Source organism: Rhizobium sp. AC27/96 (assembly GCF_001692325.1).
Lineage (GTDB): Bacteria > Pseudomonadota > Alphaproteobacteria > Rhizobiales > Rhizobiaceae > Rhizobium.
The window spans coordinates 100,975-114,722 of the sequence record NZ_LXKN01000032.1 but is presented as its reverse complement, the minus strand read 5'-3'; the positions used below and the strand labels follow the sequence as shown (position 1 = coordinate 114,722).

Sequence of the window (13,748 nt, the reverse complement as noted above, 5' to 3'; positions counted from 1 at the left end):
GCTGCGTCGCGAGGCAGGCCTCAGGCGTAGCGGCTGATGGCAAGATCGGTCGCGTCGATATCCGGCTTACGGCCGCTGACGAGGTCGCTGATGACGCGCGCCGAGCCGGAACTCATGGTCCATCCGAGCGTGCCGTGCCCGGTGTTGAGGAACAGTCCCTTGACCTTCGTCGGTCCGATCACCGGCGTTCCGTCCGGGGTCATCGGCCGTAATCCCGACCAGAAGGATGCTTTGGCGACATCGCCGCCGGGGAAGAGATCGGTGACCGAATGTTCGAGCGTCTGTCGGCGGGGAAGGCCGAGATCATTGGTATAGCCGGAAATCTCGGCCATGCCGCCAACGCGGATGCGATCGCCGAGACGGGTGATGGCGATCTTGTAGGTCTCGTCCATCACTGTGGATTCCGGAGCGCGCGAGGCATCGGTGATCGGGATGGTCAGCGAATAGCCCTTGACCGGATAGACGGAGAGCCGGATGCCGAGCGGCTTTAGCAGTAGCGGCGAATAGCTGCCGAGCGCAACGACGACCGCATCGGCGTCGACGCGCCCGCGATCCGTCAGGACGCCACGCGCCTGGCCACCTTGTACGTCGAGGCCCTTGATCGTCGCTCCATACTGGAACTGGACTCCCAATTCGATTGCCTTGGCGGCCAACGCGTTGGTGAACTTGAAGCAATCGCCCGTTTCGTCCTTCGGTGTCAGCAGGCCGCCGACGATCTTCTCGCGGACATGCCGGAGCGCCGGCTCGACGCGGATGCAGCCATCGGGATCGAGCACTTCATAGGGGATGCCGTCAGCGGCCAGAGCCTTGACGTCCTTGGCCGACGCATCGAGCTGATGATGGGTGCGGAAGAGCTGCAGCGTGCCCTGCATGCGCTCGTCATAGGCAATGCCGGTTTCCTCGCGCACCTGGGCGAGCGAGATGCGGCTATAATCGGCGAGCCGCAGCATCCGGCTCTTGTTGATAGCATAGCGTTCCGAGGTGCAGTTCGACAGCATCTTGACCAGCCATGACAGCATGGCGGCATCGACCTTCGGACGCAGGATCAGGGGTGCGTGGTGCATGAACAGCCACTTGATCGCCTTCATGGGAATGCCGGGCGCGGCCCAGGGCGAGCAATAGCCGAAGGAGACTTCACCGGCATTGGCAAAGCTCGTTTCCAGCGCCGGGCCTTGCTGCCGGTCGATGACAGTGACCTCGTGTCCCGCCTTGGCGAGCTGATAGGCGGATGTCACGCCGATGATGCCGGCACCCAGAACGACGACTTTCATGATGTCCCCAGTGAATTGAGCAATAGGAAGCTCAGACGTATCGCCTGTTGTGGCGATGTCCGAGACTGGTCAGGATCTCGTAGGAAATCAAGCCGGCATCGCTGGCGAGATCCTGCAAAGTCTGATGATCTCCGAGGATTTCCACCAGGCTGCCGAACGGGAGCGTGCCTTCGGGCAGGGCGCTGATATCGATTGTGGCGCTGTCCATCGATACGCGTCCGACGATCGGCAGGCGAATGCCGTTGTAATAAACCGCACCGCGATCGCTGAGGCTGCGGGGAAGGCCATCGGCATAGCCGGCCGCAATTGTCGCAAGCCGGGTCTGGGTCTTCGTTACATGCACGCCGCCATAGCCGATGCGAGCACCGGCAGGTACGGTTCGCGTCTGCACGACGGCTGCATCGAACCGGACGACGGGCTCCATTGGATTGGCGACGCCGCTGGTCGGAGCCCCGCCATAAAGAGCGATGCCGGGTCGCGCCATGACGCCGTGAAAATCGCCGCCGAGGAAGATGCCGCCGGAATTTGCGAAGGAGATATCGTAGCCCGGGAATTCTTTCGCAACGCGACGCATTTCCGCAAGCTGATCACCGTTCTGAGCGCCGTCGAGCTCATCCGCGGAGGCGAGGTGGCTCATGATGAACAGTATGTAGAGATGGCTTGAGGTTTCGAGATGAGCCGCGACGGCAGCTCTTTCTTCAGGCGGTATGCCGAGCCGCGACATGCCGGTGTCGAATTGCAGGACCGCCGGAAGACTGCGCGCCACGGAATGCGCGGTCTGCGACCATTGCCGGAGCTGTTCGAGCGAATTGATGACAGGGATGATGCCGCCTTCGACGCAGGCAATTTCATTATCCGGCAACAGCCCGTTCAACACGAAGATCGCTGCATCGCGCGGCAATTGCGGGCGCAGCCGAAGCGCCTCGATGAAGTGAGCCACGAAGAAGTCTCGGCATCCATGGTCATAAAGTGCCTTGGAGACCTGATTTGCGCCAAGCCCGTATGCATCGGCCTTGACGACAGCGGCCGTTCGCGCTGGTGCGACGATGGTGGAGAGCCTGTCGTAGTTCCGGCACAGGGCCGCAAGATCAATGGTGAGATAGCCGCAAGCGCCGCTGTCAATCGTCAGTCTTGACGCCCGGGAATCCACTATGCCGCCGTCCATATCAGCCCTCGTTCTTTCAATTACAGATTATTGAAACGATCGTGAAATTGCTCATCGAATAGTGATTGATTGTTGTGTAATTGTGGAAGTATTGAAACGATCGGCGAATTTTTGAAAGAATCCACATGACCGCACTCGACACGATCGATCGCAATATTCTTCGCCTGTTGCGCCTGGATGCCCGTGTCAGCAATGCAAGCCTTGCAAGCGAGGTCGGCTTGTCTCCGTCCGCATGCTTGCGGCGCATCAAGCTGATGGAGCAAGCGGGGGTCATCCGGGGCTACACGGCGCTCGTCGATACGTCTCAGGCTGAAACGGCGATCGCCGTCATCATCAACATCACGCTTGAGCGGCAGACGGAGGATCATCTCGACCGTTTCGAGGCGGCGGTACGCAAGCATCCGGAGATCCGCGAGTGTTTTCTGATGACAGGTGGGTCGGATTATCTCCTGCGCGTAGAGGTCGCCACGGCCGGCGACTTCGAGCGTATCCACAAGGATATTCTCTCGACCTTGCCGGGGGTTCTGCGCATCCATTCTAGCTTTTCGATCAGAAACGTGCTGGCGACGCGGCCGAAGAATTCGCGTTGAACATTCCATGCCGGCCTGAGGGATGGAGCCGCGGCGCGCGATCCTGTCTCAGGCCTGATCCCAGCCAATGCCGGTGGCCGCATCCACCTCGCAGATCAATCCGCTCGGCTCATAGCTGATTTTCACCTTGCCGTTCAGTTCCGCCGCGAGCAGGTTTTCAATCAATCTGGAGCCGAAACCCTTGCGTGTGGGCGGCTTGACGGTTGGTCCTCCGGTTTCCTGCCAACGCAGTCTGAGCCGGTCGGTATCGCCTGCTTCTGACGACCATATGATCGCGACATGACCATCGGGCACAGAAAGAGCTCCGTATTTGGCGGCATTCGTCGCCAGTTCATGCAGCGCAAGCGATATGGAGACAACGGTCCTCGGCGCGAGCTTGATCGCCGGGCCGGAAACCTCGAATCTCTCCCTTGGGTAGGGTGACAGAGCCTGGTTGATGACAGCCATCAGATCGGCTTCTTCCCATTTGCCATGGATCAGCAGATCATGGGCGCGGGCCATCGACGCCAGTCGCGCATCGAATGTTTCGACGGATGCCTTGTCGACGTCGTCGCGTCCCAATGTCTGGCGCGATATGGCCATGACAGTTGCCAGCACGTTCTTGACGCGGTGATTGAGTTCGCCAGCCAGGACGCTTTGAAGGTGCTCGGCTTCCTTTTTTGCGCTGATATCATGGGCAATCTTCGATGCGCCGACGATCCGGCCATAGGTGTCGTAGATCGGGGAGACGCTCAGCAGGACATCGACGAGCTTGCCATCGCTGTGCCGCCGCTTGGTCTCGTATGGCTCGACCTTTTGCCCCGCCCGGATTTGCGCGAGGATCGCCGGTTCCTCCTCGCTTCTGTCATCGGGAACGAGCATCATGACCGAGTGGCCGATGGCTTCTTCGGCGGAATGACCATAAAGCCTCTCCGCGCCGCTATTCCAGCTGGTGATCATCATGTTGAGATCGGTGCTGAGGATGGCATCGTCTGACGATGCGATGATGGCCGCCAGGCGCCGCTCGACTTCCTGTGCCCGCTTGCGTTCGCTGATATCGGTGACGACGCTGACGGCGCGCCGGATTCTGTCGGCAGAACGGTCGCGCACGCCAGACGCCGAATTCGTCACCCAGACCAGGTTGCCGTCCTTGCGGACATAACGCTGCTCGATCTCGAAACTTTCGCCGGTCGCCAGCATCGTTTTGAACAGCTGCATGGTGTCGTGCTGATCGTCCGGATAGGTGATGTCCTGCATTCGCAGGTCGAGCAGCTCGCTCTCCGAATAGCCGACAATCTCGCAGAACCGCCTGTTGACCAGCGAGAAGCGGCCGTCGAGCTCATATTGGGCAATCCCGGTCGCGGATTGCGAAATGATGGCGCTAACCCGCTCCTCGCTCTCGCGCAATGCCTGCTCCGAGCGAACCCGCTCCGTGGTTTCGTTGACGATGCAGAACACCCCGAGCACCTTGCCGTCGCTGTCACGCACAAGCGAGTAGGAGATGTCGAAATAAACCGTCTCCGGATAGTCATGACGTTCGATGTAGAACGGCCGATCCTTGGCGACAACGGTCTTGCCTTCATTCAGCACGGTTCGCAGAAGCGGTTCCAGATCATCCCACAGTTCGGCCCAGTTTTCTCGCGCCGGACGACCCAAAGCCTGCGGATGCTTCTCGCCTATGGTGGGGGCGTAGGCGTCGTTGTAAAGCGCGACAAAATCCTCACCCCAGAACATGACGATCTGAGCTTGAGCGGAGAGCATGATATCCACGGCCGAGGTCAGGCAAGCGGGCCAAGCCGATCTGGGGCCAAGACTGGTCTTTGCCCAGTCAAAGCCAAAAATGAGCGCCGCCATCTCGCCGGTGTGGCCTGCCAGTTCGGGCATGACGTTCAGGATGACACCCCCTCTTGAATGAGAACAACCCTGCGAGAATTGTCTCATCTCCCTCTAGTTCGCGAGGACTCATAGCATAATCCATGCGAGGAAGTGCAGAGGGAAGTTTCAGTGATTTCCATGTGTTTTAAGTAACATAGGCAAATCTTGCTATGTATGCTTTTCCCCGGTGACGGACCGCACGGCCCGCTTGTGCTCGCAAGGCAGATCGAACAGATCGCGTGCATCGCCGCGCGTGACGAATGCCGGCCGTCCGACCTCGCTGTCAGGTATCTGGCCTCGCATGCATTTCCTCGATCAACCATCTTTCGAGCGCCAAGGCGTCCGGCCGGTTTGCCAGGTGCGGAGCGATCCAGAGCACCATGCGGCGCGGTCCGGGCAGGAAGCCGAACGGCGCCACCAGGCGCCCCGAGGCCAGTTGATCGAGCACCAGCATTTGGGGAACCACCGCGACACCGAGCCCGCAGGCTGCGGCCTGTATCAGCAGGTAAAAATGGTCGAAAGTCGAATGGCTGGAAAGGTTGAGTTCCTCTTGTTTCGCGGCTGACTGCCAATCGCTCCACGCCTCCGGGCGGGTCCGCGTCGACAGGATGGTTCCGCCTTCGAGGTTTTCGGGGCCATGGATGCTGGCTCGGCTCAGATATTCGGGCGAACAGACCGGACCGATCGCTTCGCCGCCGAGTTCGCGGATGATCGCGTCTTTCGGTGGCTCGATGACGCTTGAGCGTATCGCCAGGCCGATCTTGTCGCGCACGAAGTCGACCTGATCGTAATTCATGTTGAATTGCAGTGCGACCTGCGGATGGCGCTCGTGGAATTGGCCGATGCGCGGGATGATCCATCCCATCATGATCGAGGAGGAACAGGACAGAGTGAGCGGACTTGGGCGGACGCGCTCGACACTCGCCTGCATCAGGCTGAAGGCACTCTGAAGCCCTTCTGCCAGCCGCAATCCTTCCGGCGTCGGTTCCGTCGAGTGCGCCCTGCGGGTGACGAGAATGACGCCCAGCGAAGCCTCAAGACCGCGAATGTGACGGCTGATCGCGCCGTGGGTCACGCAAAGCTCATCTGCGGCGAGCGTCATCGATCTGTGCCGCGCGGTCGCTTCAAATGCCTTGAGCGCATTCAGCGATGGAAGAGGGCCACTCATTTTCCGATCCCAATCAGTTCGTCATGTGATTTTTCCTCACATCAATGGGAGATTAAATCGTTTGCCCGCGACTTGTCCATCCCGCTAGAGATCGAAGTCAAAGGCGCGGGGCCGGGGGCAGTTCTTGGAAGGGAAATGGGAGTTTCCATTCTGTCATCGACGCAAACGGACAGCCGCGTTGAGAATGATCTAGAACGGGGGAGGATTCAGATTGCAGCCCGGTATTCAGGAAATGTCACAGGTCGAACGGTCGGCCATTGCCAAGGTGTCGAAGCGGTTGGTGCCCTTCATCGCCTTGATGTTCTTCATCAACTTCCTTGATCGCACCGCGATTTCCTTCGCCGGGCCGAACGGCATGACGACCGATCTGGCCCTGACAGCGGCACAATTCGGTTTTGCGGCGGGCATCTTCTTCGTTGGCTATATCGTGCTCGAAATCCCCAGCAATTTGGCGCTCCATAAATACGGCGCGCGCCGCTGGCTCGCCCGCATCATGGTCAGCTGGGGCATCGTCGCGCTGCTGTTCACCTGGGTATCGAGCGCGACGGAGCTTTACGTTCTGCGCTTCCTGCTCGGTGTCGCCGAAGCCGGCTTTTTTCCCGGTGCCATCCTTTTCCTCAGCCTGTGGGTGCCGGCACGGCATCGCAACAAGATCCTGGCGCTGTTTTACCTCGCCCAGCCGTTGACGACGGTTATCGGTGCTCCCTTTGCGGCCATGCTGATCCAGATGCATGGCTTGTTTGGCCTTGAGGGCTGGCGCGTGATGTTTTTCGGCGTCGCGGTCCCCGCCATCGTCATCGGCATCGTGACCTGGTTCTATCTCGCCGATCGCCCTGATGATGCCAAGTGGCTGACGCAGGCTGAAAAGGATTGGTTGAACCGCGAGCTTGCCAGCGAAGAAAAGGCGAAGGTGGCGGAGCATGGCAAGATGACCGGCCTTGCGCTGACCGATAGCCGCGTGTGGCTGCTTTCGGTGATCTATTTCGGCCTGATCTACGGGCTTTATGCGCTCGCCTTCTTCCTGCCGACGATCATTGCCGGTTTCGAGGCAAAATTCGGCACCAAGTTCGATGTGTTCGACAAGGGCCTGATCACGGCGATTCCCTATCTGCCTGCCGCCGTCGTGCTGTTCTTCTGGAGCCGCGATGCATCGAAGCGCGGCGTCAGGCCGTGGCACATCGGCATTCCCGCCCTGGTCGGAGCATTCAGCATCCCGGCTGCGCTGTTCATGGGTTCGCCGGAGGCGACGATTGTCATGATCACGCTGACGGCATGCGCCATTTTCGCGGCCCTGCCGAACTTCTGGGCAATCCCATCCCGTTTCCTGGCAGGACCGGCTGCCGCGGCCGGCATTGCCCTGATCAATACGATCGGCAACATAGCCGGATTTGCGGCACCTTATATCACTGGTCTCGTCAAGGACGCGACCGGTGTCTACGAATTGCCGATGTTTATCGTAGGGGCTCTGATGCTGCTATCGGCGCTGCTGGCCTTCTCCTTGAGCGGTCGGGTGGGTGCGCCGGAACTTACAGTTTCGGGCAGCAAGCGCTGAGAACGCCTCCGGCAGCAAGCGACAGAGTTAGATGGCGGTCACGAAATTGGCCGCCATTGTCCCTTTCGGAGAGATCTCCGTAGTCTATGCCCGTGAGGTTGGACCCGAGATATGCGAATCTTGAGGACAACCACCCACGCCTATGGACAAGGGGTTGCCGGTATCGGTGGCCTCTCAGCCCGCCCGCTGCAGCATGCCGAACAGGTCGCGCGGATCGTCCGGGTCGGCGATGATATCCAGCTTCTGGAAATAATCGGTGCCGACAAGCTTTTCGCGAACATAACGCAGCGCCGAGAAATCCTCGATGGCAAAGCCGACGCTGTCGAACAGGGTGATCTGTCCCTCGCTACGGCGACCCTGCGTGCGGCCGCTTACCACCTGCCAGAGCTCGGTGACCGGATAATCCGGATCCATCTGCTGGATCTCCCCTTCGATGCGGGTCTGCGGCGGATATTCAACGAAAGTGTCGGCGCGCAGCAGGATATCGCGATGTAGCTCTGTCTTACCCGGGCAGTCGCCGCCGATGGCGTTGATGTGAACGCCAGCGCCGACCATGTTGTCGGTCAGGATCGTGGCAAGCTGCTTGTCGGCGGTACACGTCGTGATGATGTCGGCGCCCTCGATGGCCGCCTGCGCCGATGTGCAGGGAACCAATCGCAGGCCTTTTCCGGTGAGGTTGCGCTCGGTCTTTTCCGTGGCCCTCGGATCGATGTCATAAAGCCGGACCTCTTCGATGCCGAGGACGGCCTTCATCGCCAATGCCTGGAATTCCGCCTGCGCCCCATTGCCGATCAGCGCGACGCAGCGTGCATTTCGCGGCGCCAGATGCCGAGCGGCCATGGCCGAGGTGGCGGCCGTGCGCAGTGCTGTCAGCAGCGTCATTTCGGTGAGCAGCACGGGGTAGCCGGTCGATACTTCCGCAAGCAGGCCGAAGGCGGTCACGGTCTGCAGCCCCTGCGCCATGTTCTTCGGATGCCCGTTGACATATTTGAAGCTGTAGACCGCGCCGTCCGAGGTCGGCATCAGCTCGATCACGCCGTCATGGGAGTGGGAGGCGACACGTGGTGTCTTGTCGAAAAGATCCCACCGGCGGAAATCCGCTTCGACCGCATCCGTCAGTTCGACCAGCACGGTCTCGATGCCGACATGATGGACAAGCCGCATCATGTTCTCGACGCTGACGAAGGGAATGAAGGCTTTTTCCGAAGGAAGCGGTGCGGGCATTGTCATGTCCTCGATAAGATAATTCCCAATAGGGTAACAAGCGGATCGATTGACTGAAATCGCAAAACTGTGCCAGTTCTGGTATGAGTTTACACAAATTGCTCAGTATTTTTGACAGAAAAGACAAAGCCAGGATTTTGCGATGACGCTTGCCAAATATATTCCCGATGATCTCGACCGGCGCATCATCGCCCATTTGCGGGCCGACGGGCGGGCTTCACTGTCGAAATTGTCAGATGCGCTGGGCGTTGCGCGGGGTACGGTGCAGAACCGATTGGACCGTCTCATGGAGACCGGCACCCTTCTCGGCTTCACCGTCCGGGTGCGGGAAGATTATGACGAGCAGACCGTCCACGCGGTCATGATGATCGAAGTGGTGGGAAAGTCGACCACGCAGGTCATCCGCAAGCTGCGTGGCCTGCCGGAGATCTATTCGCTGCACACGACGAACGGCAATTGGGATCTCGTCGCCAATATCCGCGCAACCAGCCTCTCGGACTTCGATCGGGTCTTGCGCGAGGTACGCATGATCGACGGTGTCGCAAACAGCGAGACCAGTCTGCTGCTCAGCAGCCTCTGACCATTCGCATCGCCGAAGGACGGCTTGATGCCCGTTCCTGCCTAACCGCGGCTTGCCCGCAAAATGCGCTTCCAGATGGTGCCGCCGAGATATCGGTTGAACACGAGGAAATAGGCGATGATGAGGACAAAGAGCAGAAGGGCCGGCAGGCCATTTAGCTTGAAGCCGTCATCCGTCCTGCCGCCGAAGATCGACGCGACGATATAGCCGAGAATAAAAAACGCAGTCAGGAAGTCGAGGATGGCGGCAAGGACGATGCGCCAGGTGGCTGGTTGCGCCGCGGCATTTGTATCAGGCATTGGTGGATCCCATCCGTGAAAGATCTTGGCGGAGGCGTTTGCCGGCTTATTACATCACAGATACATCCAATGCGGGAGCGCTTTGTCAATCGCAGAAGCAGCCGGCTGCATCGATCTGGGCAGGCAGAGAAGGCCATTTCTGGGCTTTCTTCGGCGAAGGCCGCGCCGGCGGCGAACGGACTGAAGAACAGTTTGGCTACGTTGCACAGTCTAGCTTGAAAACTCGCGGCTTGTTGTTATGATTTCGTATGGAACTTACTTTGCTCGCCCACGCCCTCGCCTGGACCGTGCTCGGTCTGGTAGTATTGACCACAGTCGTCCCGGTCGGGACCAGATATCCATTCATGGCGATGGCAACCATCGAGAGCGTAGTCCCATTCGGGCTCATGGGGTTTCTGTTCGTCATAGCTTACCCCGACGATCGGCGCATCGTTGCGCTTTTATGCATAACTGTCGCGGCAGCCAGCGAGTCGATTGCGTTGGTCCTGCCTGAAAAGTGTCTGCGTATCGAGCGGGCGATCCTGAAAGTGCTCGCGACCGTGTCGGGATTAATTCTGGGCGCCTTGTTTATGGAATGTATGCTGCAGGTGTCGTAGCTTTGCCTCGCATAGGCAAGGGAATGCGCACCAGGACATCCACCTGACACCACCCAAAAATGTTCATGCTGGCGGCGCGTCAACTTCCATATACAACTATCGATCCGAAGCCTTGCCGCTATGGCTCTCCAGCCGGTAACGGTTCCCGGGATAAATGAGGCGCGCGGTGGAAACGACGCCGCGTGCCGACCATGTGCGCCGCCGGATCGTCAGGCAGGGCTCGGTCTTCAGGATCGTCAACAGCTTGCATTCCCAGGCCTGCGGCATGACAGCTTCGACCACATGTTCCGACCCGCTGAGCGGCGCGACTTCCGAAAGATAGGCATTCGGCGTCATGCCCGTAAAGTCTTGCTGCAGGTAGTCAGGCGCAGCATCGGGGTGGACATGGCGGTCCTCGATCTGCACCGGCACGCCGTTTTCGCTATGCACGATCAGCGAGTGGAAAGCGGGCGATCCGATGTCCAGCCCCAGCGCATCGGCAACGTCGGGTGAGGCTGCTTCTTGGGCAAGAACGATCACGATTGCCTGGTGAGAATGCCCGCGTTCGGCGATTTCTTCGGCGATATTGCGCACCTCGAAGAGGGCAGATGCTCCCTTGCGTTCGGCAACGAAGGAGCCGACGCCCTGGATGCGCACCAGCTCGCCTTCATTGGCGAGTTCACGCAGCGCACGATTGGCTGTCATCTTGCTGACGCCAAGTTCGGTGACCAATTCGTTTTCGGAGGGAACACGATGCTTGGGCGGCCACTCGCCGCTGTGGATGCGATCGAGTATCACCTGCTTGACCCCGGCATAGAGAGGCGATGCGTCGTTTTCCGCCAGTTCGCGTTTCATCTCGCCGGAGCGCTTCATTGCCTATTCCCTTTGCACGAACTGAATCTGCCTCGAAAACAACTTTCCCACTTGCATATCACAAATTATCTCATATGGTACCCTATACAACCTCGCAAACAATCCTAAAAATAAATTGGGAAAGCGAGCAAGCCGGCGTAGATCGGTAGGAAGTGCTGCAAGGCCTGTTTCAACCTCAGAGGAGCTCCACACGATGAAATTCAGTGCAATTCTTTTGTCAGGCGTCATGGCCGCCGCCGCCTTCGCGGCACCGGCTGTCGCCAAGGACTGGAAGACGGCGACGATCACCCTGGAAGGCGCCTATGCGCCGTGGAATATGACGAATGCCGATGGTTCGCTCGGCGGCTTCGAGCCGGAACTTGCCAAGGTCCTGTGCGAACGCGCCAAGATCGACTGCAAGCTGGTTGCCTCCGATTGGGACGGTATGATCCCGGCACTCAACGCCGGCAAGTTTGACGTGATCATGGATGCGCTGTCGATCACCGACGAGCGCAAGCAGGTCATCGGCTTCACTATTCCCTACGCCGCTACGCCTGCTGCTTTCGCAACCGCCAAGGACAGCCCGCTTGCCAATGCTGCCGGCACCGGCTCCACCATCAAGATGACCCCCGGCCAGACCGGCGTCAAGGAAATCGACGTGCTGAAAGAAGCCTTCAAGGGCAAGACCATCGGCATCCAGGCCGCGACCGTCTACGCCAAGTTCGTCTATGACAATTTCGGCTCGATCGCCACGATCCGCGAATACAAGACTGGTGCCGACCGCGATCTCGATCTGCAGAACGGCCGTATCGATCTCGGCTTCGACGATGCTGTCTATTTCAGCAACGCTTTTGCCAGCGCAAACGACACGCTGGCCTTTACCGGCCCCGAAATCGCCGGCTCCATCTGGGGCGCGGGCGAAGGTCTCGGCATCCGTCAGGCTGATACCGATCTTGCCGACAAGTTCAACGCTGCGATCAAGTCAGCGCTTGCCGACGGCACCATCAAGACCCTGTCGATGAAGTGGTTCAAGGTCGACGTTAGCCCGGAATAATCGGGGCGGCCTTCGGGTCGTTGCCACGGGTCTCCGGCTGCAAAGCCGGAGACCGTCAGTTATTCTGACGTCAGAAACTGCCACGGACGGGGAATGGACGCTATGGCAAGCTTGCAACTGCTGGGCTTCGGCTCGAACGGGTGGGGCGCGCTGCTGCTCGTTGCCGCTTTGATGACGCTTGCCGTCACCGCGACGGCATTGGCAATCGGGGCGGTGTTGGGCGCGATCGTCGCCTCGGCAAAGCTCTCGGGCAGCCTGCCGCTGAAAATGCTCGGCAATGTCTACACGACAGTGTTTCGTGGCGTGCCGGAGCTTCTGATCATCTATCTCATCTATTTCGGTGGATCCTCGGCGGTCACCTCGGTCGGCAAATGGTTTGGTTACGAGGGCTTTCTAGGCCTGCCATCCTTTGCCGCGGGCGCACTTGCCGTCGGCATCATATCCGGCGCCTATCAGGCCGAGGTCTTCCGCGGCGCCTATCTCGCCATTTCCAAGGGTGAGCTCGAGGCAGCCTCGGCAATCGGCATGCATGGCGGCCTTCGCCTGCGCCGCATCATCATCCCGCAGGTGATACGCTACGCCATTCCGGGTCTTGGCAACGTCTGGCAGCTGAGCCTCAAGGATTCGGCCTTGATCTCGGTCACCGGCCTTGCGGAGTTGATGCGCACCAGCCAGGTCGCCGCCGGCTCCACGCGCCAGTATTTCCTCTTCTTCATCGTCGGCGGGATTCTGTACCTGATCCTGACCAGCCTGTCGGATCGCGTTTTCAACAGGGCGGAACGACGTGCCAATCGCAGCATGCCGGCTGCGACAATCGGCCAGGCTTGAGGAGCGGCAAATGGATTTTAACTTCCTCTCGAGCACCATGATCACACTGCTGCAGGCGGTGCCGGTGACACTCCTGCTGTTTTCGCTGTCGATCGTAACAGGCGGCATCTTGGCGCTTGTTATCGTCGCCATGCGCGTCAGCGGCAATCCGATCCTGTCGGGCTTTGCCAAGGGCTATATCTTCGTGTTCCGCGGCTCGCCGCTATTGATCCAGATGTTCCTGGTCTTCTACGGCTTGGCGCAATTTTCCATCATCCGCTATTCGTTCCTCTGGCCCTTCCTGCGTGAGCCCGTGGTCTGCGCGATCCTGTCGCTGGCGCTGTGCACGGCCGGCTATACCGCCGAGATCTTCCGCGGCGGCATCCGTGCCGTTTCGCCGAAGGAGATCGAGGCGGCGCGCTCGATCGGCATGTCCCGCCTGCTGCTCGTGCGCCGTATCATCGCGCCCATCGCCTTCCGTCATGCCCTGCCGGCCTATTCGACCGAGATCGTCCTGATGATGAAGTCGACGGCACTCGCCAGCCTCGTCACGGTTTGGGAAGTTACAGGCGTTGCGCAACGGCTGATCTCGCACACCTACCGCACGATGGAAGTCTTCCTCTGTGCGGCGATCATCTACCTCGTGCTGAATTTCATCATTCTGCAGGGCATGGCCCTGCTGGAATATTCGCTGTCCCGTCATCGCCGCGCCATTCCGCCGGCGTTGAAGGCCTAAAGACTTCATTGGAGCAGGCAA

General features: G+C 59.6%; 14 protein-coding genes. 7 read left to right on the top strand and 7 right to left on the bottom strand.

Annotation, left to right across the window (positions count from 1 at the left end; genetic code table 11):
* Positions 1-20: 20 nt before the first annotated feature.
* Both A6U86_RS22255 and alr read right to left on the bottom strand, forming a co-directional pair.
* On the bottom strand, positions 21-1,271 hold the full coding sequence (locus tag A6U86_RS22255) for a D-amino acid dehydrogenase (protein WP_068395323.1): 1,251 nt from the start codon (positions 1,269-1,271) through the stop codon (positions 21-23).
* Positions 1,272-1,302: 31 nt separating this feature from the next.
* Positions 1,303-2,436: an alanine racemase gene (gene alr, locus A6U86_RS22250; RefSeq protein WP_068395321.1), complete on the bottom strand. Its 1,134-nt coding sequence runs from the start codon at positions 2,434-2,436 to the stop codon at positions 1,303-1,305.
* A 125-nt stretch (positions 2,437-2,561) separates the two neighbouring features.
* On the opposite strand from alr, the gene A6U86_RS22245 reads away from it, so the two are divergent.
* A complete protein-coding gene (locus tag A6U86_RS22245; protein ID WP_068395319.1) occupies positions 2,562-3,026 on the top strand; it encodes an Lrp/AsnC family transcriptional regulator in 465 nt (154 codons plus the stop codon).
* Between the two features lie 48 nt (positions 3,027-3,074).
* On the opposite strand, the gene A6U86_RS22240 is transcribed toward A6U86_RS22245, so the two are convergent.
* Positions 3,075-4,859, bottom strand: a complete 1,785-nt coding sequence (locus A6U86_RS22240; RefSeq protein ID WP_068396003.1) for a PAS domain S-box protein — start codon at positions 4,857-4,859, stop codon at positions 3,075-3,077.
* Positions 4,860-5,163: 304 nt separating this feature from the next.
* A complete protein-coding gene (locus tag A6U86_RS22235; RefSeq protein ID WP_068395316.1) occupies positions 5,164-6,048 on the bottom strand; it encodes a LysR substrate-binding domain-containing protein in 885 nt (294 codons plus the stop codon).
* 232 nt (positions 6,049-6,280) lie between these two features.
* On the opposite strand from A6U86_RS22235, the gene A6U86_RS22230 reads away from it, so the two are divergent.
* On the top strand, positions 6,281-7,600 hold the full coding sequence (locus tag A6U86_RS22230; RefSeq protein WP_068395314.1) for an MFS transporter: 1,320 nt from the start codon (positions 6,281-6,283) through the stop codon (positions 7,598-7,600).
* 174 nt (positions 7,601-7,774) lie between these two features.
* Here A6U86_RS22230 and A6U86_RS22225 read toward each other — a convergent pair whose 3' ends face one another.
* Entirely contained in the window at positions 7,775-8,824 is a 1,050-nt protein-coding gene (locus A6U86_RS22225; protein ID WP_068396000.1) for an ornithine cyclodeaminase, read from the bottom strand.
* Between the two features lie 142 nt (positions 8,825-8,966).
* On the opposite strand from A6U86_RS22225, the gene A6U86_RS22220 reads away from it, so the two are divergent.
* Entirely contained in the window at positions 8,967-9,404 is a 438-nt protein-coding gene (locus A6U86_RS22220) for an Lrp/AsnC family transcriptional regulator (RefSeq protein ID WP_068395312.1), read from the top strand.
* 41 nt (positions 9,405-9,445) lie between these two features.
* On the opposite strand, the gene A6U86_RS22215 is transcribed toward A6U86_RS22220, so the two are convergent.
* Positions 9,446-9,703, bottom strand: coding sequence for a hypothetical protein (locus A6U86_RS22215; RefSeq protein ID WP_068395310.1), 258 nt, complete (start codon positions 9,701-9,703; stop codon positions 9,446-9,448).
* Positions 9,704-9,951: 248 nt separating this feature from the next.
* Between A6U86_RS22215 and A6U86_RS22210 the strand changes: the two genes are divergently transcribed.
* Positions 9,952-10,299, top strand: a complete 348-nt coding sequence (locus A6U86_RS22210) for a hypothetical protein (RefSeq protein WP_068395309.1) — start codon at positions 9,952-9,954, stop codon at positions 10,297-10,299.
* 96 nt (positions 10,300-10,395) lie between these two features.
* Here A6U86_RS22210 and hutC read toward each other — a convergent pair whose 3' ends face one another.
* Positions 10,396-11,151, bottom strand: coding sequence for a histidine utilization repressor (hutC, locus tag A6U86_RS22205; RefSeq protein ID WP_068395307.1), 756 nt, complete (start codon positions 11,149-11,151; stop codon positions 10,396-10,398).
* 193 nt (positions 11,152-11,344) lie between these two features.
* On the opposite strand from hutC, the gene A6U86_RS22200 reads away from it, so the two are divergent.
* From A6U86_RS22200 to A6U86_RS22190, 3 genes are all read left to right on the top strand, one after another.
* Positions 11,345-12,184 carry a transporter substrate-binding domain-containing protein gene (locus A6U86_RS22200; protein WP_068395305.1) on the top strand — a complete coding sequence of 280 codons (840 nt, stop codon included), beginning with the start codon at positions 11,345-11,347 and terminating at the stop codon, positions 12,182-12,184.
* 102 nt (positions 12,185-12,286) lie between these two features.
* A complete protein-coding gene (locus tag A6U86_RS22195) occupies positions 12,287-13,012 on the top strand; it encodes an ABC transporter permease (RefSeq protein WP_068395997.1) in 726 nt (241 codons plus the stop codon).
* Positions 13,013-13,022: 10 nt separating this feature from the next.
* Positions 13,023-13,727 (top strand): ABC transporter permease, encoded by a 705-nt coding sequence (locus A6U86_RS22190; RefSeq protein ID WP_068395303.1) that lies wholly within the window; start codon positions 13,023-13,025, stop codon positions 13,725-13,727.
* Positions 13,728-13,748: the final 21 nt, after the last annotated feature.